Source organism: Marinobacter sp. MIT930201 (assembly GCF_047122665.1).
GTDB lineage: Bacteria > Pseudomonadota > Gammaproteobacteria > Pseudomonadales > Oleiphilaceae > Marinobacter > Marinobacter salarius.
The window spans coordinates 1125459-1151320 of sequence record NZ_CP138916.1 but is presented as its reverse complement, the minus strand read 5'-3'; the positions used below and the strand labels follow the sequence as shown (position 1 = coordinate 1151320).

Annotated in this window: 26 protein-coding genes; 17 read left to right on the top strand and 9 right to left on the bottom strand. The window is 58.6% G+C overall.

What is annotated here, in order from left to right; translation table 11 throughout:
* Positions 1-42: 42 nt before the first annotated feature.
* The gene (locus tag SIC19_RS05385) at positions 43-828 is read right to left on the bottom strand and encodes an NRDE family protein (RefSeq protein WP_075194908.1); all 786 of its coding nucleotides are present in this window, start codon (positions 826-828) and stop codon (positions 43-45) included.
* 86 nt (positions 829-914) lie between these two features.
* Here SIC19_RS05385 and SIC19_RS05380 point away from each other — a divergent pair, with 86 nt between their 5' ends.
* The 4 genes from SIC19_RS05380 (at position 915) to SIC19_RS05365 (ending at position 4306) form a co-directional block, all read left to right on the top strand.
* Positions 915-1709 (top strand): sulfite exporter TauE/SafE family protein, encoded by a 795-nt coding sequence (locus tag SIC19_RS05380; RefSeq protein WP_075194909.1) that lies wholly within the window; start codon positions 915-917, stop codon positions 1707-1709.
* Between the two features lie 15 nt (positions 1710-1724).
* Positions 1725-2513 carry a prolipoprotein diacylglyceryl transferase gene (gene lgt, locus SIC19_RS05375; RefSeq protein ID WP_036203787.1) on the top strand — a complete coding sequence of 263 codons (789 nt, stop codon included), beginning with the start codon at positions 1725-1727 and terminating at the stop codon, positions 2511-2513.
* Positions 2510-3349: a thymidylate synthase gene (locus SIC19_RS05370; protein WP_075194910.1), complete on the top strand. Its 840-nt coding sequence runs from the start codon at positions 2510-2512 to the stop codon at positions 3347-3349. Before lgt ends, SIC19_RS05370 begins: the two co-directional genes overlap by 4 nt.
* Positions 3350-3790: 441 nt before the next feature.
* A complete protein-coding gene (locus SIC19_RS05365) occupies positions 3791-4306 on the top strand; it encodes a dihydrofolate reductase (RefSeq protein WP_036203793.1) in 516 nt (171 codons plus the stop codon).
* Between the two features lie 17 nt (positions 4307-4323).
* Here the strand turns inward: SIC19_RS05365 and SIC19_RS05360 are convergent, their stop codons facing one another.
* Positions 4324-5838, bottom strand: a complete 1515-nt coding sequence (locus tag SIC19_RS05360) for a DEAD/DEAH box helicase (protein WP_036205678.1) — start codon at positions 5836-5838, stop codon at positions 4324-4326.
* A gap of 198 nt (positions 5839-6036) precedes the next feature.
* On the opposite strand from SIC19_RS05360, the gene SIC19_RS05355 reads away from it, so the two are divergent.
* On the top strand, positions 6037-6825 hold the full coding sequence (locus SIC19_RS05355; protein WP_036203796.1) for an acyl-CoA thioesterase: 789 nt from the start codon (positions 6037-6039) through the stop codon (positions 6823-6825).
* Positions 6826-6844: 19 nt separating this feature from the next.
* Here SIC19_RS05355 and SIC19_RS05350 read toward each other — a convergent pair whose 3' ends face one another.
* The 3 genes from SIC19_RS05350 to SIC19_RS05340 form a co-directional block, all read right to left on the bottom strand.
* Positions 6845-7744, bottom strand: a complete 900-nt coding sequence (locus tag SIC19_RS05350; RefSeq protein ID WP_036203799.1) for a haloalkane dehalogenase — start codon at positions 7742-7744, stop codon at positions 6845-6847.
* A 122-nt stretch (positions 7745-7866) separates the two neighbouring features.
* On the bottom strand, positions 7867-8115 hold the full coding sequence (locus SIC19_RS05345) for a hypothetical protein (RefSeq protein ID WP_075194933.1): 249 nt from the start codon (positions 8113-8115) through the stop codon (positions 7867-7869).
* Positions 8116-8252: 137 nt separating this feature from the next.
* Positions 8253-8597: a hypothetical protein gene (locus SIC19_RS05340; RefSeq protein WP_036203801.1), complete on the bottom strand. Its 345-nt coding sequence runs from the start codon at positions 8595-8597 to the stop codon at positions 8253-8255.
* 150 nt (positions 8598-8747) lie between these two features.
* Between SIC19_RS05340 and SIC19_RS05335 the strand changes: the two genes are divergently transcribed.
* Together SIC19_RS05335 and SIC19_RS05330 are read left to right on the top strand one after the other, a co-directional pair.
* Positions 8748-9863, top strand: a complete 1116-nt coding sequence (locus SIC19_RS05335; RefSeq protein WP_036203804.1) for an AI-2E family transporter — start codon at positions 8748-8750, stop codon at positions 9861-9863.
* A gap of 81 nt (positions 9864-9944) precedes the next feature.
* The gene (locus SIC19_RS05330) at positions 9945-10370 is read left to right on the top strand and encodes a peptidoglycan-binding domain-containing protein (protein WP_036203807.1); all 426 of its coding nucleotides are present in this window, start codon (positions 9945-9947) and stop codon (positions 10368-10370) included.
* Positions 10371-10438: 68 nt separating this feature from the next.
* Here the strand turns inward: SIC19_RS05330 and ilvD are convergent, their stop codons facing one another.
* Positions 10439-12274 (bottom strand): dihydroxy-acid dehydratase, encoded by a 1836-nt coding sequence (gene ilvD / locus SIC19_RS05325; RefSeq protein ID WP_075194934.1) that lies wholly within the window; start codon positions 12272-12274, stop codon positions 10439-10441.
* Between the two features lie 145 nt (positions 12275-12419).
* On the opposite strand from ilvD, the gene SIC19_RS05320 reads away from it, so the two are divergent.
* The gene (locus SIC19_RS05320; protein WP_036203812.1) at positions 12420-13676 is read left to right on the top strand and encodes an HDOD domain-containing protein; all 1257 of its coding nucleotides are present in this window, start codon (positions 12420-12422) and stop codon (positions 13674-13676) included.
* Positions 13677-13732: 56 nt separating this feature from the next.
* Positions 13733-14311 carry an LON peptidase substrate-binding domain-containing protein gene (locus SIC19_RS05315; RefSeq protein WP_075194935.1) on the top strand — a complete coding sequence of 193 codons (579 nt, stop codon included), beginning with the start codon at positions 13733-13735 and terminating at the stop codon, positions 14309-14311.
* Positions 14312-14321: 10 nt separating this feature from the next.
* Here the strand turns inward: SIC19_RS05315 and SIC19_RS05310 are convergent, their stop codons facing one another.
* Genes SIC19_RS05310 through SIC19_RS05300 form a run of 3 tightly spaced genes read right to left on the bottom strand, consistent with a single transcriptional unit; the run spans position 14322 to position 17778 of the window.
* The gene (locus tag SIC19_RS05310) at positions 14322-15776 is read right to left on the bottom strand and encodes a bifunctional DedA family/phosphatase PAP2 family protein (protein WP_036203815.1); all 1455 of its coding nucleotides are present in this window, start codon (positions 15774-15776) and stop codon (positions 14322-14324) included.
* On the bottom strand, positions 15773-16771 hold the full coding sequence (locus SIC19_RS05305) for a GGDEF domain-containing protein (protein ID WP_075194936.1): 999 nt from the start codon (positions 16769-16771) through the stop codon (positions 15773-15775). The genes SIC19_RS05310 and SIC19_RS05305 overlap by 4 nt, the downstream gene beginning before the upstream one ends.
* Entirely contained in the window at positions 16768-17778 is a 1011-nt protein-coding gene (locus SIC19_RS05300) for a GGDEF domain-containing protein (RefSeq protein ID WP_036203822.1), read from the bottom strand. The genes SIC19_RS05305 and SIC19_RS05300 overlap by 4 nt, the downstream gene beginning before the upstream one ends.
* Positions 17779-17957: 179 nt before the next feature.
* On the opposite strand from SIC19_RS05300, the gene SIC19_RS05295 reads away from it, so the two are divergent.
* The 8 genes from SIC19_RS05295 (at position 17958) to SIC19_RS05260 (ending at position 25854) form a co-directional block, all read left to right on the top strand.
* Positions 17958-19214 carry a glutamate-5-semialdehyde dehydrogenase gene (locus SIC19_RS05295; protein ID WP_036203825.1) on the top strand — a complete coding sequence of 419 codons (1257 nt, stop codon included), beginning with the start codon at positions 17958-17960 and terminating at the stop codon, positions 19212-19214.
* Between the two features lie 6 nt (positions 19215-19220).
* Positions 19221-19853 carry a nicotinate-nucleotide adenylyltransferase gene (gene nadD, locus SIC19_RS05290; protein WP_412535586.1) on the top strand — a complete coding sequence of 211 codons (633 nt, stop codon included), beginning with the start codon at positions 19221-19223 and terminating at the stop codon, positions 19851-19853.
* 88 nt (positions 19854-19941) lie between these two features.
* Entirely contained in the window at positions 19942-20292 is a 351-nt protein-coding gene (gene rsfS / locus SIC19_RS05285) for a ribosome silencing factor (protein WP_036203834.1), read from the top strand.
* A gap of 2 nt (positions 20293-20294) precedes the next feature.
* Positions 20295-20765: a 23S rRNA (pseudouridine(1915)-N(3))-methyltransferase RlmH gene (gene rlmH, locus SIC19_RS05280; RefSeq protein WP_036203836.1), complete on the top strand. Its 471-nt coding sequence runs from the start codon at positions 20295-20297 to the stop codon at positions 20763-20765.
* Positions 20766-20779: 14 nt separating this feature from the next.
* Positions 20780-22672: a penicillin-binding protein 2 gene (gene mrdA, locus SIC19_RS05275; protein WP_286810060.1), complete on the top strand. Its 1893-nt coding sequence runs from the start codon at positions 20780-20782 to the stop codon at positions 22670-22672.
* Positions 22672-23814 carry a rod shape-determining protein RodA gene (rodA, locus tag SIC19_RS05270; protein ID WP_036203842.1) on the top strand — a complete coding sequence of 381 codons (1143 nt, stop codon included), beginning with the start codon at positions 22672-22674 and terminating at the stop codon, positions 23812-23814. The genes mrdA and rodA overlap by 1 nt, the downstream gene beginning before the upstream one ends.
* Before the next feature lie 145 nt (positions 23815-23959).
* Positions 23960-24985 (top strand): lytic murein transglycosylase B, encoded by a 1026-nt coding sequence (gene mltB / locus SIC19_RS05265; RefSeq protein WP_286810061.1) that lies wholly within the window; start codon positions 23960-23962, stop codon positions 24983-24985.
* The gene (locus SIC19_RS05260) at positions 24985-25854 is read left to right on the top strand and encodes a septal ring lytic transglycosylase RlpA family protein (protein ID WP_286847835.1); all 870 of its coding nucleotides are present in this window, start codon (positions 24985-24987) and stop codon (positions 25852-25854) included. Before mltB ends, SIC19_RS05260 begins: the two co-directional genes overlap by 1 nt.
* Positions 25855-25862 lie beyond the last annotated feature (8 nt).

The window sequence follows — 25862 nt, the reverse complement described above, 5'->3', positions numbered from 1 at the left end:
CCTCCGGTTGCTTCGCGGAATTTGGCGGATTATACCAAAGCTTCAGGCCGACCGCTGCCAGCAGAAATGCCTTGTGCCTTCCTTTTTTCCCTCCGGTCCCCAGCACTGTTCCGTTACCCGGACTTCACCGACGGCGCTGACCGTGACCACTGTCGTGGCGCGGGTACCGTAGTCACTGCCGATAATGAACGGCGAAGACAGAAAGCGCTCGGTGTCCTTGCCAATACCGGTATCCGGTAGTTCATGGTCGGGCGCCGGCGTGGTGTCCTGCAGGCGTTCGATAAGATCGTGATGGAGGTCATCAGTGCGGTCCGCCGACGCGCCTTCAAGCAAATCGGTCACCGAGTTTCTCAATCTCAGCAGTTTTGGCCATGGGGTCTGCAGAAGGTGGTTGCTCAAGCCGTAGGTGCCGCGATGAACATGGCGCCCGGGGTGAGCGTCACGGTTGCTGTAGTACCATCCCGAGTGGCCACTCAGCCTGACCAGATTGAATCCCGAGTAATCGCTTTTTCGTGTCTGCAGCCGGGCTGCGAGCGTATCACTGTTGTCTGCCAGCGCCATCAGTGGCAGTTCGCCACGGGAGTGGGCGCCGGTCACCTGCGAGCCTTCCCGCACATTGGTCACGGCGGCAACAGCTCCATCCTCATCGACTGCGAGCCAGGTGCCCCCTGACTGCAAATCACGTCCCGCCAGAACATCGCGCCCGGCGGTTTCGCTGTGCCACCAGTCCATGGCCGCCGTGGGCCGGCGAAAGAACTCATCACGATTTGCTGCCACGACCAATGGAAAGGCAGGATGCTGTTTTACGCTAAAAACAATCAGGCACATGGTGGCGGGCTCATCAGTCGCGAGTGAACAAAAGGGATTCGGTGTGTATCATACCAGCCTGATTTGCTGTCTGCGTGTGGCTGAGTATGACCCTTTTTGCTGTTGTTGGCCTGTACCTTGTGCTGGGCGCCCTGGCGGGCACCATGGCCGGCCTGTTTGGCATTGGTGGCGGGCTGGTTATTGTTCCGGTGCTTATTTTCAGTTTTGACCTGCAGGGTGTGAGTAGCGACATTGCGGCGCACCTTGCCGTGGGCACCTCTTTGGCCACTATTGTCTTCACTTCCATCAGTTCAATACGGTCCCACCACCTCCACGGCGCCGTCCGCTGGGAGATATTCCGCCCCATGACGGCGGGCATTGTGCTCGGTGCGGTGTTGGGTGCCTGGACCGCATCCATGCTCAGTGGTGAGGTCCTGGAGCTGGTCATTGGTGTGTTTGTCATTCTGGTGGCTTTGAAAATGCTTTTCGGTGCCAACCCCAAACCTGGCCGCGATGTGCCCGGTTCCGTCGGGCTGGGCGGTGCCGGGGCCGGTATTGGCTGGGCATCCGCTATTTTTGGTATTGGCGGGGGGACGCTGACTGTTCCGTTCCTGAGCTGGTGCAACGTGCGGATGCAGCAAGCGGTAGGCACCTCCGCTGCCTGTGGATTGCCCATCGCTGTGGCCGGTGCGCTGGCAAACATTGGCACCGGATGGCAGAACCCAGATCTGCCGGAGCTCAGTGTCGGGTTTATCTATCTGCCTGCGTTTGTGGGTATCGTTCTGACCAGTGTGTTGTTCGCCCGGGTTGGAGCCAACCTGGCTCATCGCCTGGACGCAGTCCTGTTGAAAAAAATCTTCGCCATCTTCCTGATTGTCGTAGGTATCCGTTTTCTGTTCTGACCTGAGGGGTTATTGATGCTCCAGCATCCGCAAATCGATCCGGTGGCCATTGCCATCGGGCCTTTGAAAATACACTGGTATGGCTTGACCTACCTGGTCGGATTTCTTGTGGGCTGGTGGCTGGGCCGCCTTCGCGCCCGCAAGCCCTGGTCGCCCATTACCGAAGTGCAGATGGGGGACATGCTGTTCTACATTGCCCTTGGCGTGATATTGGGCGGCCGCTTTGGCTATGTGATCTTCTACAATTTCAGTGCCTTCGCGGCTGACCCGTTGATGTTGCTACGCGTGTGGGAAGGGGGAATGTCCTTCCACGGTGGCCTGCTTGGTGTGATCTTCGCCATGTGGTGGTTCGGTCGCAAGGTGGATCGCACCTTCTGGCAGATTGCGGATTTCGTTGCACCACTGGTGCCGGTTGGCCTGGGTGCTGGTCGCATCGGCAACTTCATCAACGGCGAACTCTGGGGCAAACCCACGGATGTTGCCTGGGGTATGGTCTTCCGTACCGCGCCGGACAGTCTGGCCCGGCACCCGTCCCAGCTTTACCAGTTCGCCCTGGAGGGCGTCCTGCTGTTCATCGTACTGTGGTGGTTTTCGTCCAAACCGAGACCTCGCATGGCGGTCTCAGGCCTGTTCCTGGCGTGTTACGGCATCTTCCGCTTCCTGGTGGAGTTTGTTCGCCAGCCCGACCCCCAGCTGGGTTACCTGGCCTTCGACTGGCTGACCATGGGGCAGGTGTTGTCGTTCCCGATGATCCTGGCGGGCGCCGTTCTGATCGTTATTGCTTACCGGAGAAACGCTGAATGAAAGCCTATCTCGACCTGATGAAAGACGTGGTGAACAACGGTATGGACCGCGGTGACCGCACCGGCGTCGGCACCCGCTCGGTCTTCGGCCGCCAGATTCGCTTTGACCTGCAGGACGGCTTCCCGCTGGTGACCACCAAGAAAGTCCACCTGCGCAGCATTATCCAGGAGCTGTTGTGGTTCCTGCAGGGGTCCACCGACAACAACTGGCTGAAAGAGCGCAACGTTTCTATCTGGAATGAATGGGCCCTGGAGAGCGGAGACCTCGGTCCTATTTACGGCAAGCAGTGGCGAAGCTGGCACTGCCCGGATGGCAGCACCGTCGACCAGATCAGCGAAGTGATTGACCAGATTCGCAACAAGCCCAATTCACGCCGGTTGATTGTCTCGGCGTGGAACCCGGCTGAGCTCCCGGATGAATCCATTGGCCCCCAGGACAACGTCCGCAAGGGTCGCATGGCCTTGGCTCCGTGCCACTGCCTGTTCCAATTCTACGTCGCCGACGGCAAGCTCTCCTGTCAGCTCTATCAGCGCAGTGCGGATCTGTTCCTGGGGGTGCCGTTCAATATTGCCTCGTATGCGTTGCTGACTCACATGATTGCCCAGCAGTGCGATCTGGGTGTGGGGGAGTTCGTCCATACCTTTGGCGATTGTCACCTGTACCAGAACCACCTGACCGACGACATCGTGTTCGAGCAGTTGAAGCGGGAGCCACGGGCGTTGCCCCAACTGGTGATCAAGCGGAAGCCTTCATCGATCTTCGAGTACGAGCTGGAGGATTTCGAGTTTGACGGGTATGAGCCGCATCCTGGGATTAAGGCACCCATTGCTATTTGATCTCTAGCTGGGCCTGGCCCTTTTATTTTGGTGCCTGCAGAACAGCGTGTGGGGACTTTCGAAAAACGCCTCGAGACGTCCGTGTGCGGCTTGGGCTCCGCCTTCCATGGCTCCGCACATTTTCGAAAGTCCCCACACGCTGCCCTGCGACCGAATAGCAGAGTTCGATTATCTGAAAGGGTTGGTCAGGTTGAGTGTTCGCGATGATTCGAGATTTGCTACTGCTCTGCATTGAAGTAATTGTGGATCGACCATCTGTATGGCCGAATCGCAATAGGGCGGGATAATCTGTCCAAAAATGTGCGGAGCCATGGATGGCGGAGCCCAAGCCGCGCATGGATGCCTTGAGGCGTTTTTTGGACAGATTATCTCGCCCTATTGCAGCCCCCAAGTCCCGAGGGCCCGGGATCCGGAGCTCCCAATCAAGAGGATAAACAAACAATGAGAAAAGCTCTAATAGTAGCCATGTCCCGCAACCGGGTCATCGGCCGTAACAACAAGCTGCCGTGGTACTTGCCGGGCGATCTCAGGTACTTCAAACAGGCCACCATGGGAAAACCCATCATCATGGGCCGGAAAACCTGGGATTCCATTGGTAGACCCTTGCCCGGGCGAATGAACGTGGTTATTTCACGGAATCCGGAATGGGAGGCACCCGCCGGAACGGTTGCGGCAGAATCGTTGGAAGACGCATTGGTCAAAGCCGAAGCACAGGCCGAGATTGAAGGCGGAGATGAAGTCATGATCATCGGCGGTGGGCAGATCTACGCGGAAGCGCTGCCGATGGTGGATCGGATCTACGTCACCCAGGTGCACGCCGAGGTGGAGGGAGACGCCTTCTTTCCGGAAGTAAACTGGGATGAGTGGGAAGAGCTCGGACGGGAGGATTTCTCCGCGTCCGATAATAACCCTTATGACTACAGCTTCGTCGTCTACCAGCGCCCAAGTCAGCCTTGAGCGCCTAAGTCAGCAGATCAGCCCTGACGGGGTGGGCGTTTACCAGAAGGCTTGCCACCCTTGCCGGGAGGCTTGCCCTTCGGGCCTGGGCCACCGCGGCCCTTGGGGCCCTTCTTGAATCCTGGCTTGAACCCGCCTGGCTTACCGCCCGGACGGCCACCTTTACGGTCACGACGTGGCGGAGCGGTGGCAGAAACCACCGGCAGTGCTTCCGGCTGTTCCAGGGGCAGTGAGCCCGGCTGGGATGCCTCCAGATAGCAAGCCAGCGCACCAGCAACCATCGCAATGTCCATGTCGTTGCGTTCGGCAATTTCATCGAGCAACGCCATCGCCTTGCCCAGCTTGCCATCCTCGGCAAAGCCCAGAAGCTGTGACTCAAACTGCTCTTCGCGCATCTTCTTCAGAGCGTTGGGCGAGGGCAGCTCATAGGATTCCATCGGCGAATTGGTGGCGCGCTCAAGCGTGCGCAGCCAGCTGCGTTCACGAGGCGTGACCAGCAGAATCGCCTTGCCCTCACGACCGGCACGGCCGGTGCGGCCAACCCGGTGAATGTAGGCTTCGGTGTCGTAAGGCACGTCGTAGTTGATTACGTGAGTAATGCGGGGGACATCAAGGCCGCGGGCCGCAACATCGGTTGCCACGATGATGTCTTTCTTGCCGCGCTTGAGGTCTTCCACTGTCTGCTCGCGCTGACGCTGGTTCAGGTCACCGTTCAGCGGTGCTACGGCATGGCCGCGTGCGGATAGTTTCTCAGCCAGCAACGTGGTTTCCGCTTTCGTCCGCACAAAAATAATGGCGGCGTCGAGCGGTTCCACTTCCAGGATGCGGGTCAGGGCATCCAGTTTGCGTTCGGCATAGACCGGCAGCACAAACTGCGAAATGCGTTCAACCGTGCGGGTCTCGCTCTCGATTTTCACTTCCGTGGCGTCGCGCAGATAGGTCTGGGCGACCTTCTTGATCTGCGGCGGCATGGTCGCGGAGAACAATGCGCGTTGGCAGTTGTCCGGGGTCTTTGCCAGGATCGCTTCCACGTCGTCGATGAAGCCCATGCGCAGCATTTCGTCGGCTTCGTCCAGTACCAGCGCCTTGAGGCTGTCCAGCTTCAGTGTGCCCTTGCGGAGGTGATCCAGCATTCGGCCAGGGGTGCCCACGATCACCTGGGCACCGCGGCGCAGGCCCTTGATCTGAGGGAAAAAGTCCTGGCCGCCATAGATAGGCAGAACGTGGAAGTTGCGGAACTTGCTGGCATAGGTGGTAAACGCTTCGGCCACCTGGATGGCCAGTTCCCGCGTGGGTGCCAGAACCAGGATCTGTGGTTCCATAACAGACGCGTCTATCCGGCTCAGCAACGGCAACGCAAAGGCGGCGGTTTTACCGGTACCCGTTTGGGCAACGCCCAGTAAGTGCTTACCAGCCAACAGCGCAGGGATCGTCTGGGCCTGTATGGGAGAGGGCTTTTCATAGCCAACGGCGGCAACTGCTTCGAGGACAGCGGGATCCAGGCCGAGGTCGGCAAAAGACAATTCAGACATTAATTTACTCAGAATTCGGAGGGTAGGGCATTGCAATGCAATGCGTGTTATGGCGGGGATTATAACTGGTTTGTTGTGTCTTTAACACGGCTAATGCTGTTAGTGCAGTAGGTAGTTGCCGGCGATGACGGTTGCGTTGCGGGTGGATCTTCGGCAATCTCCGGGTTGTTTCGGATAGGATGCTAATGAGGCAGGCTGATGAATTTTGACGAATTGATGGAAAAGACCGCCAGCGGTGGGAGCGTTACTATCCCGACGACCTGGGCTCAGGGGCGCGCTTCTTTTGGCGGCCTGATTGCCGCCCTGGTGTTTGACCGGATGGCCCAGGTGGTAGCCCCGGGACGCCCCATGCGTTCAATGCAGGTGTCCTTTGTGGGCCCGGTAACGCCGGATGAACCGGCGACAGTCGAGGCTGAAATTCTGCGGGAAGGCAAGGCCGTCAGCCAGGTTATGGGGCGCATTGTCCAGGGCGGAGAGCCGAAGTTGGTGGCGCTGGCGAGCTTTGGTGGCGATCGGGAGTCGGCAGTGGCGGTTGAGCCACTCGTTGCTCCAGAGGCGAGGGCCGTTGGGGATTGCCAGGCATTGCCCTACATCAAGGGCGTGACCCCGGAGTTTACCCAGCACATTGAAATGCGCTGGGCGTTCGGAGGCATGCCTTTCAGCGGTATCGGCGGTCGCGAGATGGGCGGGTGGATGCAGTTCAGGGAGGCGCCAGAAGCCATTACCGATGCTCATATTGTGGCGCTCGTTGACGCCTGGCCGCCTGCCGTGCTGCCACACCTGAAATCGCCGGCGCCAGCCAGTTCCCTGAGTTGGGCGTTGGATATCATGCATCCGCGGCCAAAAATCGGGCCGGATGACTGGTTGCTGTATCGCGCGACCATTGATCAGGCCGGTGCCGGGTACGGCCATACTCAGGCCGGTATCTGGACAAGCCGTGGTGAGCTGGTGGCGACTAGCCGCCAGACGGTGACGGTGTTCGGGTAGCAATCAGGACATGGCGGCTTCAGGCCGCCATTTCAGACTTGCAGGCGTCGATGATGATGCGGGCGAAGTCGTCCGGGGAGTCTTCCTGCAGGAAGTGGCCACCGCGTAAGGTGATGTGCGGTTGGCCATGGGCGCCGGGGATGCGGCGTTGCATGTATCGGTCTCCGCCCCGGGTAATGGGGTCGCCGCTACTGAAGCAGGTAATAAACGGCTTTTTCCAGGTTTCCAGAATGCGCCAGGCCGCCTTGTTGGCATCGCTTGAGGGGTCTTCGGCGGAAACGGGGACCAGTTTCGGGAATGCACGGGCACCTGCCTTGAATTCTGCAGATGGGAAAGGTGCTTCATAGGCTGCGATTTCGGCCTTGCTCAAGGCCCTTTCCGTTCCAAGCTGAACAATTCGCCCGACTGGAAACCACGGGCTGTGGGTGGCAAAGGTTTTCCACAGCGTGAATACGGCAGGCACTGGGGTGTCCCCCGTCGGCAGCATGCCGTTGCCGACAATGATCCGGCGGAAGAGTTGAGGGTGTTCGGCCGCCAGTCGCAGGCCCAGGAGTGACCCCCAGTTCTGGCAGACCAGAGTGATGTTATTCAGGCCCTGGGCCTTAAGCCACTCGGACAGCCACGCCATGTGGCGTTCGTAACTGTAGTCGCTTACATTGGCTGGCTTATCGGATTTACCGAACCCGATCAGGTCGGGAGCCAGTACCCGATGCCCCGCTTCTGCCACCAGTGGGATCATGTGACGATAAAGGTACGACCACGATGGCTCGCCGTGCAGCATCAGCACGGGCGATGCGTCCCTCGGGCCTTCGTCTACATAGTGCATTCTCAGGCCTGGCTCTACGTCCAGATAATGAGGGGAAAAAGGGTAATCCGGAAGACCTGCGAAGCGGGCTTCATCGGTTCTCAGAATACGCATGCCATCGACTGTCCTGACTGAGTGGTTGCGTGGCTGGTGTTACCGCAGCCTTCAGGAATCAGGATAAATCAGATGGGAATTTTGTGTGTTTGGTTTACGTAACAGTGCGTTGACTGTTTGAATCAGGATGCTTTGCTGAAGAGTTCGTCTGGGTCGTCAAGCCGCGCCAACGCTGCGTCGCAGCAATTCAGAGCACCACAGTCGTCTGCCGAGCATAAGGCAAGTGTCTGACAGTGGTCGTTATGGGGCCGCATTTCTTCGTTGCGGAAAATTCGGCTACGGGACAGGGTGGAGCGACAATGCCCGCACAGTAAAGTGGGTACGGCACTGCTCTCTGAAGCGATGGCGTTGTAATGTTCTGTTTGTTGCATAAATAAACCTCCATTAGCTCCAACGTAAGGGCGAACTGTGACAATTCAAAGTCAGTTCAACGAGAAATAGGACAAGAACTACGAAAGAATGCCCGAAAGGGCTCATTTGTCAGGACGACTTCATTATCAGGACGGTTTCAATGATCCGGGTCGGCAACCGGGCGACGGTTCGAGCGTTTGTCCTCCCAGTCCAGGGATTTCGGGTCGTACCAGCCGATTCTGTCGAGGACCTTTTCCCGTGTGGCAGGCGACAGCGTTGGCCACAGCTCCTGAAAGTCTTCCAGTCCCTGCTCCCGTTGGCGTGCCTGTTTACTCTGCAAACGCCGCAGGATCTGCGGCAACTGCAGGGCTTCGCCCAACTGGCCCGGTATCAGTACTTCCTGGCCCATCACTTTGCGGCGGTGCGTTCTGGCTGCCAGCACACGATTGAGAGCAGCGACCGCATCCAGCGCCGTTTCAACATCAAACTCTTCGTTATCCAACGTCGCGACCTGTTTAACGAATGACCAATAACCGTCCACTATAACCTGAAAGTCGCTAGACTGGCCACGATGGCGTGGTAGTCTAGGCCCATTCAGATCCGCAGCCCACCTACTGTGAGACGACGACACCCAGGTTCAGGGAATTTCACTATGTACGGAAAACTCGAGACACGGACCTTTCTGGCCATGCTGGTTGGGGTTTCCCTGGCGTTCATTCTGCTGATGAAGCCTTTTTTTGGCCCTATTTTCTGGGCCGTGGCCATTGCGCTGATCTTTCATCCGGTTCGAGAGTACCTGGCCCGGCGGTTGGGCGACCGTCCCAATACCATTGCCCTGCTAACGCTACTGATCTGCATGGTGATCGTGGTCATACCGGTGCTGGCGTTGGTGACGTCGCTGGTGGCAGAGGGGTTGTCCCTCTATCAGCGAATCCAGGAAGGGCAACTACGCCCCGGCGACTACATCGACAGGGTTATCCAGTCGTTTCCGGCCATTGAGTCGTTTTTCGCCCAGTTTGGTTTGGACTTCGCAGAGGTGAGGGATCGCGTGGTCAGCGGCTTCGTGGGGGGCAGTCAGTTTCTGGCGAAACAGGCGCTCGGTTTTGGGCAGAATACGTTTCAGTTCTTTCTGGGGCTGGCGCTGATGATCTACCTGGCGTTTTTCCTTCTCCGTGATGGCAGCAAACTGGTGGATCTGTTGATTCGTGCGCTGCCGCTGGGAGACGAGCGTGAGCGTCTGTTGTTTGCCAAGTTCGCAGAGGTCACGCGGGCCACGGTCAAGGGCAACTTGTTGATCGCGGTTATCCAGGGCGCGCTTGGGGGCGGTATTTTCTGGCTTCTGGGTATTCAGGGTGCGCTGCTCTGGGGGGTGGTGATGGCGATTGTGTCCCTGCTTCCCGCCGTTGGCGCGGCGTTGGTCTGGGTTCCTGCGGCTCTCTACCTGGCCGCGACAGGGGAGATGGTGTCGGCAATTGTGCTAACGGCGTTCGGGGTGGTCGTGATCGGGCTCGCGGACAATCTGCTCCGGCCTGTTTTCGTTGGCCGGGATACCAAACTGCCAGACTACATCGTTTTGCTCTCCACCTTGGGTGGGATAGTGATGTTCGGCATTAATGGATTTGTGATGGGCCCATTGGTCGCGGCTCTGTTCATGGCGTTCTGGGGTATTTTCATACGCGAGTTTGGGGAATCGAATGAAGCCCCGTCAGTAAATGTGTCTGCCCCCGCTACAGAATCACAACAATCGGATCGGTCCGGCAGTGCTTAAAATATGTTAGTCTTTCGTCGTAATGTCCATCCTGTAGGGGCTGGCAACACAATAAAAAGCGACAGGTAACTGGAGTAGATCATGGCTAGGCAGATATTCACTCACACCCGTATATTGGCTGCTATCCTCGCGGGGGCAATGGCCCTGGCGGCGGCGCCCGTTGCGTCAGCAAACGATACCGTGGCGCTTAAGAATGCCCTTTATGCGGCGGGTTATGACATCAACAATGTCAGTCCGCAAATGGATGACACCACTCGCTCGGCGTTGACCGCGTTTCAAAAGGATCAAGGGTTGAACGCCTCTGGTGTGCTTGATGACGCCACCAAGAAAGCGCTGGGTATGGTTCACGTTCAGGTCGCGGCTGCTGGGTCGTCCGGCAACGCCGGAGCGTCACAGGATGCAGGCACTTCCAGTGCGGCCGCGGAGCCGGAAGCTGACGAGTCGGCAGAGCAGGCGCAAGAAGATGATATAGAGGAAGATGACGACGGTGGCTGGTCCTTCTTCTAGGCCCTGATAACCGTTTTTCCTGCCTGAATTCGGGCCCGGGGTAGTCGCTACCCCGGGCCCGCGTGCGTTTAGCCTAATTTTTCCAGGTTTCTGACCGCGCCCTTGTCGGCGCTGGTTGCCAGCAACGCATAAGCCTTCAGCGCTGCCGAGACTTTGCGCGGCCGCGACAATTCGGGCTTCCAGCCTTTCTCATCCCGCTCCTCACGTCGCCGATCGAGTTCGTTCTGGTCTATCTCCACGTTGATGGACCGGTTGGGAATGTCGATACGGATCAGGTCACCGTTCTCGATCAACCCAATGGCGCCACCTGCAGCCGCTTCAGGGGAGGCATGGCCAATGGAAAGGCCTGAGGTGCCACCGGAGAAGCGGCCGTCAGTCAGCAGGGCACACTCTTTACCCAGCCCCTTGGACTTCAGGTAACTGGTGGGATAGAGCATTTCCTGCATACCGGGGCCGCCCTGAGGGCCTTCGTAGCGGATAATGACCACCTCTCCAGGCTGGACCTCGTCGTTGAGGATGCCTTCGACCGCGGTATCCTGGCTTTCGAATACTCGTGCCTTGCCTTCGAAGACGTAGATGCTTTCGTCCACGCCGGCCGTCTTGACCACGCAGCCGTCCAGGGCAATATTGCCGAAGAGAACCGCCAGGCCGCCTTCAGATGAGTAGGCATTTTCAACGGAACGAATACAGCCTGCCTCGCGGTCGCCATCAAGGGAGGGCCAGCGGGTGCTTTGGCTGAAGGCTGTCTGAGTGGGAATGCCGGCAGGACCGGCCTTGTAGAATTCGACCACTTCAGGGGTGGGCTCCTGCATGATGTCCCAGGTTTTCAGGGCCTCGCGCATGGTTTTGCTGTGTACGGTTGGCAGGTCGGTGTTGATCAGTCCGCCCCGTTCCAGTTCGCCAAGGATGCCCATGATGCCGCCAGCGCGATGAACGTCCTCCATATGATACTTGGGGGAATTCGGCGCCACCTTGCAAAGTTGGGGTACCCGGCGGGACAACTGGTCAATTTCGTTGAGGGTGAACGGCACGCCGCCCTCCTGGGCCGCAGCCAGCAAATGCAGGATGGTGTTGGTGGAGCCGCCCATGGCGATGTCCATCACCATGGCGTTCTCGAACGCTTCCATGGAGGCAATGCTCAGAGGCAACACACTGGCGTCGTCATCCTCGTAATAGCGGCGGGCATTCTCCACAATCTGTCTTCCGGCTTTCAGGAACAGGGCTTCGCGGTCCGAGTGGGTAGCGAGCATTGAGCCGTTCCCGGGCAAAGCCAGGCCAATGGCTTCGGTGAGGCAGTTCATGGAGTTGGCTGTAAACATGCCGGAACAGGAGCCGCAGGTGGGGCAGGCGCTGCGTTCGTACTCTGCGACGGTTTCGTCATCCGCATTCGGGTCGGCAGCGATGACCATGGCATCCACCAGGTCGAGTTTGTGCTCCGAGAGTTTGGTCTTGCCGGCTTCCATGGGGCCACCGGAGACGAAAATGGCGGGAATGTTCAGGCGCATGGCGGCCATCAGCATGCCCGGGGTGATCTTGTCGCAGTTGGAGATGCAGACCAGGGCATCAGCGCAGTGGGCGTTGACCATGTATTCCACGGAGTCAGCGATGATCTCGCGGGAAGGTAGGGAGTACAGCATCCCGTCATGCCCCATCGCAATGCCGTCGTCCACGGCAATGGTGTTGAATTCCTTGGCAACGCCGCCGGCTTGCTCGATTTCCCGGCAGACCAACTGCCCCAGATCCTTGAGGTGTACATGGCCGGGAACGAACTGAGTAAAGGAATTGGCAACGGCGATGATGGGTTTGCCAAAGTCTTCATTCTTCATGCCGGTGGCGCGCCAAAGAGCACGTGCGCCAGCCATATTGCGGCCTGCGGTAGATGTCCGCGAACGATACTGGGGCATGGTTGTCTGGTCTCTCTTCTTTAACTGGGTCGGAAAATGGAACGCAAGAGGATACCAGATTACCCCTTGATCGCATGGTTGTTTTGGGATTCCGCGCTTACAATGTGTAACAGAACGAACGAATAACTGATCGAGGAGTAGTCCTATGGCTGGCCAGGAAAGCCTGCCTCTGCGTCGTCTCAAGCAGTTTCAACCCTTGAACCGGTTGACGGATGACCAGTTGGTTTTGCTCGCAAGTCGGGCGGAAAGAAGAACCCACGGCCCGGGCCAGCGAGTGGTAGAGCGCGGCGTGCGGGATGGCCTGGACATATTCCTGATCCACGGCAGTGTAGAGCTGGAGTCGATTGACGGCCGCAAGTCCACCATCGAGGCCGATACCGACAAGGCCATTAACCCCATTGCCCGGCTGCAACCCCGGATGTACAACGTGACCGCCATCAAGGCGAGCGAGTTCCTCGTTATTCAGCAGGACATCCTCAACCAGCTATTGCGGGCCGCACCCGTGCCCCAGGTGGAAATGGATTCCGGTGACGGGGCTGGCGACGAGGGCAGCGAAGAACACCATCTGCTGATGGAGTTTTATGCCGAGCTGCGCTCCAATCAATTGACCCTGCCAAGCGTGCCGGATGTGGCCTGGAAAGTGCGCAGAACCGTAGACCGAGAAGATTCCACGGCGGATCAGGTTGCCAGTGCAATCTCGGCGGACCCGTCGATGGCTGCGAAACTGGTTCGAGCCTGCAACAGTCCCCTGTACCGTGGATTCAGTGATGTTCGCAACGTTCGCGAGGCGGTTATCCGGTTGGGCATGCGTACCACGCGCCAATTGGTTACGGTGTTTTCGATGCGCGAGGTGTTCAAAACCAAACAGGCATCGCTGCAAAAGGAAATGGACAAACTCTGGCGCCATTCCCGTGAGATGGCCGCCCTGTGTTGGGTGCTTGCGGATAGTGCTACCTCCATCAACCCGGAAGAGGCGTTGCTCGCAGGGCTGTTGCACGATATCGGAGTCGTGCCGGTGCTGGTGCAGGCGGAGCATCACGTCAATCTGTTTGCCGATCAGGCCAATCTTGAGCATGCCATTGGCGAGCTCAGGGCCGATGTGGGAACCGCAATCCTGGAAAGCTGGTCGTTCCCTAATGGCTTTCTGGAGGCGACAAGGCATGCGGAGGACTGGGGGTATGAGTGCCGGGAATCCTCACCTCAGCTGGTGGATATCGTGATTGTCGCCCAGTTGCATGCGATGATTGGGTCCAGTCAGAACGGGTCTCTGCCACCGTTTGACGAGGTGCCTGCCTATCGCCGTCTTGGTGAGCTTGAGCTGAACGCGTCCCGAAGCCTGCAGCTATTGACGGAAGCCCGTGCAAGGGTGGACGAAGTCCATCGCCTGCTTTCAATTCATTGAGGATATGACAGGGTCGTCATTCCTCCGGAGCTAGTTTACTGGTGACAATACCAACAATGAATGTACCTCTTTTCCCGCTGAACTCTGTAGTGCTGCCCGGTGGACGGATTCCCCTGCAGCTGTTCGAGCCCAGATACATCGATATGCTCACCCGTTGCCTCAAGGAGGATCGGGGATTTGTAGTCGTGCTGCTTCGGGAAGGTCTGGAAACGGGCAAGTCGGTGGCTTTCTACGATATCGGCACCTATGTTCGCATTATTGATTTCCAGCAGATGGATAACGGTTTGCTGGGTATTACCGTTGAAGGCAAGGATAAGGTAACGGTGGTACGTTCCTGGCAGCAGCCGGACGGACTGAATGTCGGGGATGTGGAATGCCTGCTGGCGGAGGAGCAAACGCCTGTTCCTGAGCGTTTCGCGGAACTCCCCTCGGTGTTGAAAGCGTTGTTTCGCCATCCTGTCGTCCGGGAACTGGATATGGACGTAGACTACGACGACGCCAGGGATGTGGGGTGGCGGTTGACCGAATTACTGCCGCTGGACAAGCAGGAAAAGCAGCGGCTGGTGGAGCTCCAGGCGCCCCTGGAGCGCCTGGAGCGTCTGCTGGGGTTGCTGGAAGCACTGGAAGAAAGCTGAATAATGGTTGCTACGGAGCGGTGACACTGTAGAGCACAACCGCGTTTGACCATTGTGTCGTTACATACCAGGCCACGAAGGCGAGCCATCCCCACCCCGCAATCAATAGCGTTCCATCCCTTGCCAGTGGGACGTTGTCGTAGCGGCTATAGCTGGCCCTTACGAACCCGCAGATCGAGAGCCCGAGAAACACCCCCGCCACCACATCGGTAAACCAGTGAACGCCCAGATAAAGTCTGCTTAGCGCCCCAAGGATAATGGGAATACTGAAAAGCAGGTAGTAGCGCCAGCGTCTGATATTCCGGCTTTCCCTGGCGATAAAGCTTGCTGCCAGGGTAGAAAGAACGGTGACGCCGGTGGCGTGGCCGCTGGGGAAAGCGCCCGAATCCGGAGGTCCGAAGACAACGTCCGGCCGAGGTATGGCGGTCAGGTATTTGAAGCCCCAGACCAACACAGTCGTGAGCAGTGCTGCTCCCGCCACATGGATGGCGGCGGCGTAGTAACCACGAAAGTAAAGGGCCAGAGCGCTCAACGCCGCTGCTGCCAGCAGTACCGGTGGGTCCCCGAGAAGCGTCAGCAGGATCATTACCGGGTCCAGAAGCGGGGTCCGCAACTGAGAAAACCACTGAAGGGTCAGCTCATCAAACGGCGCCAGCAGTTGGGTGGCGATGGCCAGTTGGCCCCAAATCATAAACAGAGCCCCGGCTCCCAGTGCCAACGACAATGAGGGTAGCGGGAACTCGCCGGCCTGCGCGGGTCGCTGGCTGGTATACAGGCGCCAGAAGCGGTGGGTCGAATCGTAGCGGGCCGTGAGGCGCGACAACCACAGGTAGAGCTGGCTGCCATGCCCAAGACCTAACTGGAAGCGGAAAAGCAACAGGTAAATCACCAGCAGTATTGCGGCACTGATTGCGATCACAGGGTAAAAGTGAGCGGGTGGTTCGAATTCGCTGGCCAGGGCGCTACCAACCAGATACCCCGGCAATACATAGACTGGTGCCCAGGCCACTGCCGATGACAGGTTGAAGGCCAGGAACCGTCGCCACGGCATCAGAAATGCGCCGGCGATGAGCGGAATGATTGGTCGAATCGGGCCCACAAAGCGTCCGATAACGACGCTTTTACCGCCGTGACGATGGAAGAAAGCCTCGCCTTTGCCGATAAATCCCGGGAAACGATTCAGTGGCCAAAGCCTGTCCAGGCGTCCCTGAAACAGTCTGCCGAGGGCGAAGCTGATGCCGTCGCCAGCAACGGCTCCGGCGCCGGCCCACAGCAGGACTTCGGCCACCGGTATGGCCACCTGGCCAGCCAGCACCGCCACGGCGAACAGGATGGCAACCCCGGGGATCAGGATGCCCGCAAAGGCTAGGGACTCGAGGAATGCTGTGAGGAACAGCGCCGCTGACAGCCAGCCCGGGTTGGTTGCCAGCCAGTCGGTCAGTGACTGTAGCCACTCCGGCATCATGATGGGCGAACATCTCCCTGGCTGTACCAGACCGAATCGGCACCACGTTTACGGGCTTCCTCCAATGCATGCCTAACCCGTTTTCGCAGGTCCGCCGTGCGGATGTCGGTACTGGCGCGAGTGGTGCAGCCAAGGCTGACAGTCACTTTTCCGGCCAGAGGCCAGTTCTGTTCCGCGATGGTCCGCCGAATTCGTTCGGCGATGACGCGTACGCCTTCTTCCGGTGTGAAGGGCAGGATCAGGAAAAACTCGCCGTCTTCAAGCGTGTAAAGGGTGTCGCCAGCACGGATAACGTCAAACAGGTGCTGGGTGAGGTCCCTGAGCAGTCGCTGCATGCCGGCCTGGCCGTGCAGATCTTCGGCTTCCTCGGCGTAATCAATGGCCAGGGAAATCACCGACAGGGAGTGTGACATGACAATGGCCCGGGAAATTTCCTTTTGCAGGGTTTCGTCCAGGAAGCGTGCATTGTGGGCGCCGGTCACCGGGTCGGTAATGGCCAGATCCTCTGCCGATTGTGCCATGTGGTCGTAGTGCCAGATATACAGCGCGGCCACCGCGACCAGAGCAAACACCCCGGCACTGATGGTTATGGCGTACATCAGGGGCGATGACAGGAGTAGAAAGAGTGCCAGTGCGACCAGCAATAACAGGGAAAGGATCAGCCCCTGTCGTAGCGGAAGGATCAGCAGATTCAGTACAACCAGGGGCATAACCCAATGACTGATGCCGGGAGGGTCAAGGGCAAACATGGCCGCCACCAACCCACTGTTCAGCGCTGTAAGAATAAGGAGATGCCCCGGTGCCGACAACTGGCGGCGGCGACATATGAAGGTATAGCCAGCGCCTGCGACCGTCAGCAACGCCATTCCGGCAGCCAGGAAGAACAGGTCATAGAATCCGTAGCGAAGGTTCTGGAATGCCAGGCTTGCAATGAAAAGACTGGCAAACGCATAACCGGCCAGATGGGTAAAACTTCTCAAGCGGGTTTCAGTCATAACGCCGGCCCCTCCGTTCTGGGTGGGGGCGATGTGTGTGTCCAGGTACTGTAGGACTGGGCGCGGTCGCCCCCTTGTTGCTGGGCGCGCCGCAACGCATTGGCAGCGGATTGCTGCAAACTGTCTGCGTCATCGCCGATATTCAGGCCGGCGATTCCCGCACTGACCGTCAGATGCAGTTGGTGTGAGGCAAGCAGGGTGCGTAATCCCTTTCGGATCGTCTCGGCCTGTGATGCCGCTTCTGCCGTGGGGATGCCTGGCAGGATGACCAGGAATTGCAGATCTGCTACCCGATAGTAGGTGTCGAAATCCCGTAGCTGGGAGTGCAGATAACGGCCGATCCGTGGCAGTATGGAGCGTATGTCGGCATCCGGGTCGCTGTCGCTCAGGTGGGTGTCCAGGCCGATCATGATCACCGACATATCGGTGCCTTCCCGTTCACTGCGCTGGATCTCCTTGTGGAGATCAGCCGTCAGGTATTCGCGGCTTGCGGCCTGGGTCAGTTCGTCGGTCCGGCGCAGGGGCGCAAGTTGTCGCGACTTGTACTCACGCAGGAAAACCAGCAGGCCTGAGAGCATAACGGTCAGCAGCAGTGCGCTAAGCATCTGGTGGCGTTCGGGCAGGCCGGCAGACCAATGGGTGGCAGACATCGCAAGAACGGCGCAGAGTGCGGTAATCGCCGCTGCCCAGGTGACGGGCAGCAGTGCAAAGCCGACCAGTGGTGCGACGTAGAGCCAGTGGGTCAGGCTCCAGGGCCCTGTCCATAGGCTGGTGGCCAAAAGCGACAACAGCGCCACAAACAGGAGTCGGTGAATCGCCGGCCAGGGTTGTCGAGAGCGTCCGGGGTGGAAGGTGTTGCCGCTGAAGACCAGTGCTGCGGCGACAATAGCGGTGATTGCTGTCAGTGTCTCCCGTTGGATCACTGAAAATGCGGCAATGGCGATCAGGATCAGGAATCCAGTTCTCGACAGGCGGCTTAACAGGAATTTTTCGGCCATCTGGGCCATGGTATCCGTCCTCTCCCGGGCGTCCGTGGTTTAAAGCATACAGCAGGTTTTGTTCAATGACCCGCGGAATAAAGTGTCTCAGGCCGGTATAATAATCGCTTGGGATGCGTACTTGAAACGGGAAAGGTAAAGTTAGGCCCTGATTCGCACAATCGGTATTAACATTGAAAGGTAATCGGATGGATATTGCAGCTTATATGGCGGAGGTAGGACAGCAGGCACGGCAGGCCGCGAGGGCTGTGGCCCGCTCCACAACGGCTGTTCGCAACCAGGCGTTGCTGGCAACAGCCGAGGCTCTGGACGCTGCGCGCGATGAGCTTGCCACAGCCAATGCCAGGGATCTGGAGGGTGGCCGTGCCAACGGTCTTGAAGCAGCGATGCTGGATCGGCTGGAGCTGACCCCGGCGCGCATCGATGCAATGATTGAAGGGCTGCGCCAGGTGGCCTCGTTGCCGGATCCGATTGGTGAAATTACCGATATGACGTATCGACCCTCCGGAATACAGGTTGGTCGCATGCGTGTGCCGTTGGGTGTTATCGGTATTATCTACGAATCCCGGCCCAACGTGACTGTAGAGGCTGCCAGTCTGTGCCTGAAGTCCGGCAACGCCACCATTTTGCGCGGGGGCTCCGAGGCCATTCATTCCAATCAGGCCATCGCAGCCTGCCTGGCCAAGGGGTTGAAGGAATCAGGACTGCCAGAAAGTGCCGTACAGGTCGTGAAAACCACCGACAGGGCGGCTGTCGGCGAACTGATTACCATGCCCCGGTTTGTGGATGTGATAGTCCCCAGAGGTGGTAAGGGACTGATTGAGCGGATCAGTCGTGATGCGCGCGTACCTGTAATCAAGCATCTTGATGGTATCTGTCACGTGTACATCGACAGTCATGCTGATCCCGAAAAAGCCCTAAACATCGCGGTGAACTCCAAGACCCAGCGGTACGGCACCTGCAATACCATGGAAACACTGCTGGTGGACCAGGAAATTGCGGCCGATATTCTGCCCTTGCTGGCGGACGCCTTCCGGGACAAAGGCGTGGAGCTCAGGGGCTGCCCGCAGACAATGGATATTCTCCCCGATGTTGTTCGCGCCACCGAGGACGACTGGGGTACGGAATACCTGGCCCCGGTGCTTGCGGTAAAAGTGATCGACGGGCTTGATGGCGCCATTGAGCATATCAATCGTTATAGCTCTCAGCATACAGACAGCATCGTCACGGAAAACTATACCCGGGCCCGTCGATTCCTGACGGAAGTGGATTCCAGCTCCGTCATGGTCAATGCGTCGACCCGTTTTGCGGATGGTTTTGAGTATGGTCTCGGTGCGGAAATCGGCATCTCCACCGACAAGATTCACGCCCGTGGGCCGGTTGGCCTTGAAGGTCTGACATCACAGAAATACGTGGTGTTTGGCGACGGCCACATCCGGACCTGATTGCGCATGCATGTGATCTATGGCGGCACCTTCGACCCGATACATCATGGCCACCTGCGGCTCGCGGTCGAACTAAGGGAGCGGTTGGGGGTGTCGGAAGTGGCTTTGATGCCTTGCCACGTGCCTCCTCACCGTGACGTGCCGGGTGCCACGAGTGCGCAGCGTCTGGCTTTGCTGGAGCTGGCCATTGCCGGCGAGCCCGGGCTGACTCTGGATGACCGCGAGTTGGGGCGGGAAGGCGCGTCTTACACCGCGGAGACGTTGACGCAACTGAGGGCGGAGATCGGCCCCGACAAGCCGCTCGCCATGGTTTTGGGTACGGATTCCTTCGCCGGTTTCGACCGCTGGCAGGAGTGGGAGCGGATTCCCGAACTGGCTCACATTGTCGTCGTGCAACGTCCGGGGCCAGGTCTGGCACCGGAAGGTGTGCCGGCGAAATTATTGAGCCAGCGGTCAGTCGAGCGGGTAGAGGCCTTGTTTCGCGCGCCTTGTGGCCATATTTTGCAACTCGACCCACCGTTGCTTGATATCTCTGCGACCGGTATTCGCGATCGGATTCTTTCCGGCCATTCTCCCCGTTACCTGCTGCCCGACCCGGTGTGGCGGGAAATTCAACGCCAGAGACTATACGGCGCATGACCGGACGGGAACTTTTAGTGCTACAATCCCGTCTGAATATGACTTTTCGGGTGGCTGCCTTCGCCGCTGCCCGTCCAACAGGGTGATTATGCAGGCAGAGCAACTGAAAGAACTGGTCGTGGGTGCGCTTGAGGACGTCAAAGCGCAGGACGTAAGCATCATTGATGTCAGGGGGAGAACCAGCGTAACGGACTACATGGTCCTTGCGTGTGGGACCTCCAATCGGCATGTGAAATCCCTGGCGGATTCGGTGTTGTCCGAAGCGAAGGAGCAGGGGGTTCGTGCCAGCAATGTGGAAGGCGCCAATGCGAGTGACTGGATTCTGGTTGATCTCGGCGACGTGGTGGTTCACGTCATGATGCCGGCAACCCGAGAGTTCTATGACCTCGAACGCCTCTGGCGTGATGCTCCCGATCTGGGTGTTGCGGGTAGCGAATAATCATGCGGTTACGCCTGGTCTGTGTAGGGCAGAAAATGCCCGAGTGGGTCAGCCAGGGGTATAATGAGTATGCCCGCCGGATGCCGTCGGAGTTGTCCCTTGATCTGGTGGAAATTCCCTTGGCCCATCGTGGCAAGAATCCGGATATTCCCAGGCTGATGCAGCGTGAGGGGGACGCAATCCTGTCGGCGTTGGGCCCTCGTGACCGGGTGATTGCCCTGGAAGTTGGCGGCCGCAACTGGTCCACTGAAAAATTGGCCGGTCAGCTTGAGAACTGGCAGTTGGATGGTCGCGACGTCAGCTTTCTTGTCGGCGGGCCGGATGGTCTCGCCGACATCTGCCGGGACAGGGCTGATCAGCTGTGGTCGCTGTCTGCCTTGACTCTGCCGCATCCATTGGTGCGGATCCTTCTAGCCGAGCAGCTCTACCGCGCCTGGTCCGTCACTCGCAACCATCCTTATCACCGGGCCTAGGAAGCCAAGCCAATATGCCCTGGGGAGAGTTCAAAGACATCGCAGCCGAACGGCGCCTGTTCCAGCGTCGTGCATTCGTCATGCTGTTACTGGTCTTTGTATTGCTGGGCGTGTTGATTGCCCGGATGTATCAGCTGCAGGTTGTAGAACACGACATCTACACCACGCTTTCCGACAAAAACCGTGTTCAGGTACAGTCCGTAGCGCCTCCCCGCGGGCTGGTTTATGACCGCAACGATGTCTTGCTGGCGGAGAACCGCCCGGTTTTCAGTGTGACGCTGGTACCCGAGCGAGTTGGTGATATGGAGCAAACCCTCGCAAAGCTCCAGGGCATGCTGAGCATTTCCGAGGAGGATATGGAGCGCTTCCAGCGTCGGCTGCTTGAGCCTCGTCGTCCGTTCCAGGAATTGCCCCTGCGTTACGATCTGAACGAACAGGAAATCGCACGTCTGGCGGTTCACCGCCATGAATTGCCTGGTGTCGAGGTATCTGCGGAACTGGTTCGGTATTACCCACACAGTACACTGACTGCCCACGCCCTTGGCTACGTGGGGCGTATCAACCGTCAGGAATTGCAGAGAATTGATCCGGTGAACTACGCGGGCACCAACTACATTGGCAAGTCCGGGGTGGAACGTTTCTACGAAGAACTCCTGCACGGCCAGGTCGGCTACCAGCACGTGGAAACCAATGCGCGAGGCCGAACCCTGCGCGTACTGGAGCGAGAAAATCCGGTGCCCGGGGAAGATGTCCAGTTGCACATGGATTTGCGGTTGCAGCGGCTGGCCCATGACCTGCTCGATGGCCGGCGTGGCGCCATTATTGCGATTGAGCCGTCCACCGGGGGCATCCTTGCTCTTGCCAGTGTGCCCGGCTTTGACGCCAATCTGTTCGTCACCGGCATAGGTGTCGAAGCCTATCGGTCACTTAGCAGTAGCGTGGACAAGCCCCTCTTTAATCGTGCCCTGCGGGGCCAATACCCGCCAGGCTCAACTCTCAAACCTATGCTCGCTATCGCCGCGCTCGACAGCAATGCCGTTACCCGGGACAAGACCATCTGGGATCCTGGCTACTATCAGCTGAATTCCGGCGGCCGCCGCTGGCGCGACTGGAAGCGGGGCGGCCACGGATGGGTAGACCTGAAGTCAGCGGTGGCACAGTCCTGTGATATCTATTTTTACGAAGCGGCTGTGACCATGGGCGTTGATACCATGCACAAATACCTTTCCGACTTCGGGTTCGGAGAAGATGCCACTCTGGACGTTGCCGGAGCCCTCAGCGGCCTGCTGCCCTCCAGTGACTGGAAACGCGCTATTCATAGCGAGCCTTGGTATCCCGGGGACTCGGTAAACCTGGGTATTGGGCAGGGGTTCATGTTGGCGACGCCGTTACAATTGGCGACCGCTACCTCGGTGATTGCCAACCGTGGTCATTGGGCAGAGCCACGGCTGCTGAAAGACATCAAGGGGGATCAATCGATTGATGAGGTGCTACCGACGGGGACGCACCAGTCTATCGAACTTGAAAATCCGGATGACTGGGAGTTTGTTGTGGAGTCCATGGCCGAAGTAATGCACGGAAGTAAAGGCACGGCCCGGGGAGCAGCAAGGGGGGCGCCCTATCGGATGGCCGGCAAAACCGGTACCGCGCAGGTGTTCAGTCTGGCCGAGGACGAAGAGTACGACGAAGAGGAAATACGTGAGCGACTGCGGGATCACGCCCTGTTTGTCGGCTTTGCACCCGTGGAAGACCCAAAGATCGCCGTCGCCGTTATCGTTGAGAACGGTGGTAGCGGTAGCGGAACCGCCGCGCCGGTTGCACGGGCCATGTTTGATGCCTGGTTGCTGGATCTCTCCGGGGCAGGCAGTGAACTCGTGGCTGGCTCGCCCGGGGAAGGGAGTAACTGATGCCCGCCGGTAGCCTGTTAAATCAGTCAGCACGTCACCCCCTGTCTAGCCCGAGGGGGATCTGGTCGGCGTTGCATATTGACCCGATTCTACTGTTCCTGTTGCTGACCCTTATTGCGGGGGGGCTGTTCGTTTTGTACAGCGGGGCCGACCGCAACCTGGAGGTCGTGAAGGCCCAGGGCATCCGGATGGGCGTGGCTCTGGTGGTGATGTTTGTGTTCGCCCAACTCGACCCGGCGGTGTTCCGGCGTTGGTCGCCCTGGCTGTTTGTTGCCGGCCTGATAGGACTAGCGGCGGTGTTGCTGGTTGGCGTTGGTGCCAAGGGTGCGCAGCGTTGGCTGGCCATTCCCGGGTTGCCCCGTTTCCAGCCTTCGGAGCTGATGAAGCTGGTGGTGCCGATGATGGCCGCCTGGTACCTTTCGCGCCATTACCTGCCTCCAAGACTCCGCCATGTGGCGGTGGCGTTGCTCATTGTGTTGGCTCCCATGGCAATGATCATCTTGCAGCCGGACCTGGGGACCTCGTTACTGGTTGGCGCCGCCGGGATATTCGTGGTGTTCTTTGCCGGTATGGGCTGGCGCCTGATCGGCGCCTTTCTTGCCATGGTGTCAGTGGCGGCACCACTGATGTGGTTCTTCGTGATGCGCGAGTATCAGAAGCAGCGCGTACTGACCTTGCTGGATCCTCAGAGCGATCCGCTTGGCGCCGGCTGGAACATTATCCAGTCCAAGACCGCTATTGGCTCGGGGGGCATGGATGGCAAGGGGTGGCTCCAGGGCACACAGTCCCATCTTGAGTTTCTTCCTGAGAGCCATACCGACTTCATCGTTGCGGTGCTGGCGGAAGAATTTGGCTTTGTGGGCATGCTGGTTCTTCTGGTGCTCTATCTCCTGATTGTTCTGCGGTGCCTGTACATTGCGTCGACGGCACAGGATTCCTTCAGCCGGCTGTTGGCGGGGGCGCTGACGATGACGTTTTTTATCTATGTCTTCGTCAATGTGGGGATGGTCAGTGGTCTTCTGCCAGTGGTGGGCGTGCCCCTGCCGCTGGTCAGCTATGGTGGAACGTCAGGGGTAACGCTGATGGCGGCGTTTGGGGTGTTGATGTCGGTTCATACTCATAGACGGATGATCAGTGCGTGATGACTGGGCACCGACCATGGACCATGGACAGGGAGTAATGGTTGCCGGGTCCGCTGCCATGGTAATCTTGGCCGCGGTGACAGGCCGCAGTTGTGGTGACGTTGCATTGAAAAGGTTCTCGAGTCGAAGCCAGTCAAGGGGATTCATGAAAGCTGTCAGCTATTGGTTAGGTGTCGGATGGGTGATGGCGTGCTTTGCTTCCCCTTTACAGGCCGGCCCCTACAATGAGACACCTGAAAGCCGTGACTTTGTTCGTGAAATGTCGGAACGCTACGGATTTGGGGCCGAACGTGTGTCTGCAATACTGGCCAATGCGCAGCGCCGTGATTCGATATTGGAAGCCATCAGCCGACCGGCTGAGAAAACCCTTGAGTGGTACGAATACCGTCGGATCTTTATGCGTGAGGAACGCATAGAGCAGGGCGTCAGTTTCCTCAGGAAACATCAGGAAGCCTTTGAACGCGCCGAACGTGAGTACGGTGTGCCGGCGTCAATCGTTGCGGCGATTATCGGCGTCGAAACCTGGTATGGCACCTACAAAGGAAAGTATCGGGTGCTCGATGCCCTCGCCACTCTGGCATTCGACTATCCGCCCCGGAGTCGTTTTTTTCGCAGCGAGCTTGTCCAGTATTTGCTGATGACCCGTGAGCAGGGCTTCGACCCTATGGTGTTGACGGGTTCCTATGCGGGGGCGATGGGGTACGGTCAGTTTATCTCCAGCAGCTACCGGCATTACGCGCTTGATTTTGACGGTGATGACGTTGCCGACATCCTGACCAATCCCGTGGATGCCATCGGCAGTGTCGCCAATTATTTCCACGCCCATCGTTGGCAAACCGGTGAGCCTGTGGCAGAACGGGTGAGTGGCAGTCTGCCAAAGAGCTCACCATTGCTGACCGGGGAGCTGAGACCGACGTTGACGGTCACCGACTATCAGCAGGCGGGTATCATCCCGAAAATGGATGTGCCCGGCGACGCCAAAGCCAGAGCGGTCCGTCTCGTTGGTGACGAGGGCTCTGAACTATGGCTGACCTACCATAACTTTTACGTGATAACCCGCTACAATCACAGTCATCTATACGCCATGGCGGTGCACCAGTTGGCAGGTGCGCTCGAAGAGCGGATGCGGCCGCTGGCAAACGAAAACAATGGAGATAGTAACAACTCGTGATGAAACGCCATGTTCTACTACTGGTTTTAGGGGTACTGGTGCTGGCCGGGTGCGCATCATCGCCCGAGCCTGACCACTCCTCCCGCTACACCCTGAGCCAGGATCGTGCGCCCTCAGGCAATTTCGATGCATCGGGGCTTGCCGATGCCACGCCTCGATTTGAGGAGCCGCGCCGCGCTGGAAACAAATCACCCTACCAGGTCTGGGGTAAGGAGTATCACGTTCTGGGCAGTAACGATGGCTATGTTCAGCGCGGCACCGCGAGCTGGTATGGTGAGAAGTTCCATGGACACAAAACCTCGAATGGAGAGGTTTTTGACATGTACGAGATGTCCGCGGCGCACAAGAGCCTGAGAATTCCAGGATACGCCCGGGTGACCAACCTCGATAACGGTCGCTCGGTGGTGGTTAGGGTCAACGACCGTGGCCCCTTCCACGGGGATCGCCTGATTGACCTCTCCTATGCCGCGGCCAAAAAGCTGGGTTATCAGGGCAGGGGTACGGCCAGGGTAGAGGTGGCCGCCATCACGGTGAATCGTGACGGCTCGATGACGCTTGCCGGCAAGCCGTTCCCGGAATCTGGAGCTCCGGTGGATGCCGAACGCCTGAAGGATCCCGGGCCGGGCAGCGAGGCCCTGTTTGTGCAACTGGGGTCGTTCAGCCAGCGTAACCCGGCCGAGGCCCTTCTGGACAGGGCGCGGCGTGCAGTCGCAAACCCAATGCGGGTGAGGGAAGTGGAAACGGCTTCCGGCCGCTTTCACCGCGTTCAGGTCGGGCCGTTCAGGGACGAGGATGAAGCCCTGAGAGCCCAGAGCCTGCTTGAAAATCACGGATTTGGTCAGTCAATACTTCTGACCGACACTCATTGAACCAGTCA

Excerpts from the sequence above, each read along its gene's own strand:
- mrdA (WP_286810060.1), top strand. The coding sequence starts at position 20,780 with ATGCCCTGGGGAGAGTTCAAAGACATCGCAGCCGAACGGCGCCTGTTC.
- SIC19_RS05320 (WP_036203812.1), top strand. The coding sequence starts at position 12,420 with ATGGCTGGCCAGGAAAGCCTGCCTCTGCGTCGTCTCAAGCAGTTTCAA.
- nadD (WP_412535586.1), top strand. The coding sequence starts at position 19,221 with ATGCATGTGATCTATGGCGGCACCTTCGACCCGATACATCATGGCCAC.
- lgt (WP_036203787.1), top strand. The coding sequence starts at position 1,725 with ATGCTCCAGCATCCGCAAATCGATCCGGTGGCCATTGCCATCGGGCCT.
- SIC19_RS05295 (WP_036203825.1), top strand. The coding sequence starts at position 17,958 with ATGGATATTGCAGCTTATATGGCGGAGGTAGGACAGCAGGCACGGCAG.
- ilvD (WP_075194934.1), bottom strand. The coding sequence starts at position 12,274 with ATGCCCCAGTATCGTTCGCGGACATCTACCGCAGGCCGCAATATGGCT.
- rodA (WP_036203842.1), top strand. The coding sequence starts at position 22,672 with ATGCCCGCCGGTAGCCTGTTAAATCAGTCAGCACGTCACCCCCTGTCT.
- SIC19_RS05335 (WP_036203804.1), top strand. The coding sequence starts at position 8,748 with ATGTACGGAAAACTCGAGACACGGACCTTTCTGGCCATGCTGGTTGGG.
- rlmH (WP_036203836.1), top strand. The coding sequence starts at position 20,295 with ATGCGGTTACGCCTGGTCTGTGTAGGGCAGAAAATGCCCGAGTGGGTC.
- SIC19_RS05310 (WP_036203815.1), bottom strand. The coding sequence starts at position 15,776 with ATGATGCCGGAGTGGCTACAGTCACTGACCGACTGGCTGGCAACCAAC.
- SIC19_RS05330 (WP_036203807.1), top strand. The coding sequence starts at position 9,945 with ATGGCTAGGCAGATATTCACTCACACCCGTATATTGGCTGCTATCCTC.
- mltB (WP_286810061.1), top strand. The coding sequence starts at position 23,960 with ATGAAAGCTGTCAGCTATTGGTTAGGTGTCGGATGGGTGATGGCGTGC.
- SIC19_RS05315 (WP_075194935.1), top strand. The coding sequence starts at position 13,733 with ATGAATGTACCTCTTTTCCCGCTGAACTCTGTAGTGCTGCCCGGTGGA.
- SIC19_RS05300 (WP_036203822.1), bottom strand. The coding sequence starts at position 17,778 with ATGGCCCAGATGGCCGAAAAATTCCTGTTAAGCCGCCTGTCGAGAACT.
- SIC19_RS05305 (WP_075194936.1), bottom strand. The coding sequence starts at position 16,771 with ATGACTGAAACCCGCTTGAGAAGTTTTACCCATCTGGCCGGTTATGCG.
- SIC19_RS05385 (WP_075194908.1), bottom strand. The coding sequence starts at position 828 with ATGTGCCTGATTGTTTTTAGCGTAAAACAGCATCCTGCCTTTCCATTG.
- SIC19_RS05355 (WP_036203796.1), top strand. The coding sequence starts at position 6,037 with ATGAATTTTGACGAATTGATGGAAAAGACCGCCAGCGGTGGGAGCGTT.
- SIC19_RS05365 (WP_036203793.1), top strand. The coding sequence starts at position 3,791 with ATGAGAAAAGCTCTAATAGTAGCCATGTCCCGCAACCGGGTCATCGGC.
- SIC19_RS05345 (WP_075194933.1), bottom strand. The coding sequence starts at position 8,115 with ATGCAACAAACAGAACATTACAACGCCATCGCTTCAGAGAGCAGTGCC.
- SIC19_RS05260 (WP_286847835.1), top strand. The coding sequence starts at position 24,985 with ATGAAACGCCATGTTCTACTACTGGTTTTAGGGGTACTGGTGCTGGCC.
- SIC19_RS05350 (WP_036203799.1), bottom strand. The coding sequence starts at position 7,744 with ATGCGTATTCTGAGAACCGATGAAGCCCGCTTCGCAGGTCTTCCGGAT.
- rsfS (WP_036203834.1), top strand. The coding sequence starts at position 19,942 with ATGCAGGCAGAGCAACTGAAAGAACTGGTCGTGGGTGCGCTTGAGGAC.
- SIC19_RS05380 (WP_075194909.1), top strand. The coding sequence starts at position 915 with ATGACCCTTTTTGCTGTTGTTGGCCTGTACCTTGTGCTGGGCGCCCTG.
- SIC19_RS05360 (WP_036205678.1), bottom strand. The coding sequence starts at position 5,838 with ATGTCTGAATTGTCTTTTGCCGACCTCGGCCTGGATCCCGCTGTCCTC.
- SIC19_RS05370 (WP_075194910.1), top strand. The coding sequence starts at position 2,510 with ATGAAAGCCTATCTCGACCTGATGAAAGACGTGGTGAACAACGGTATG.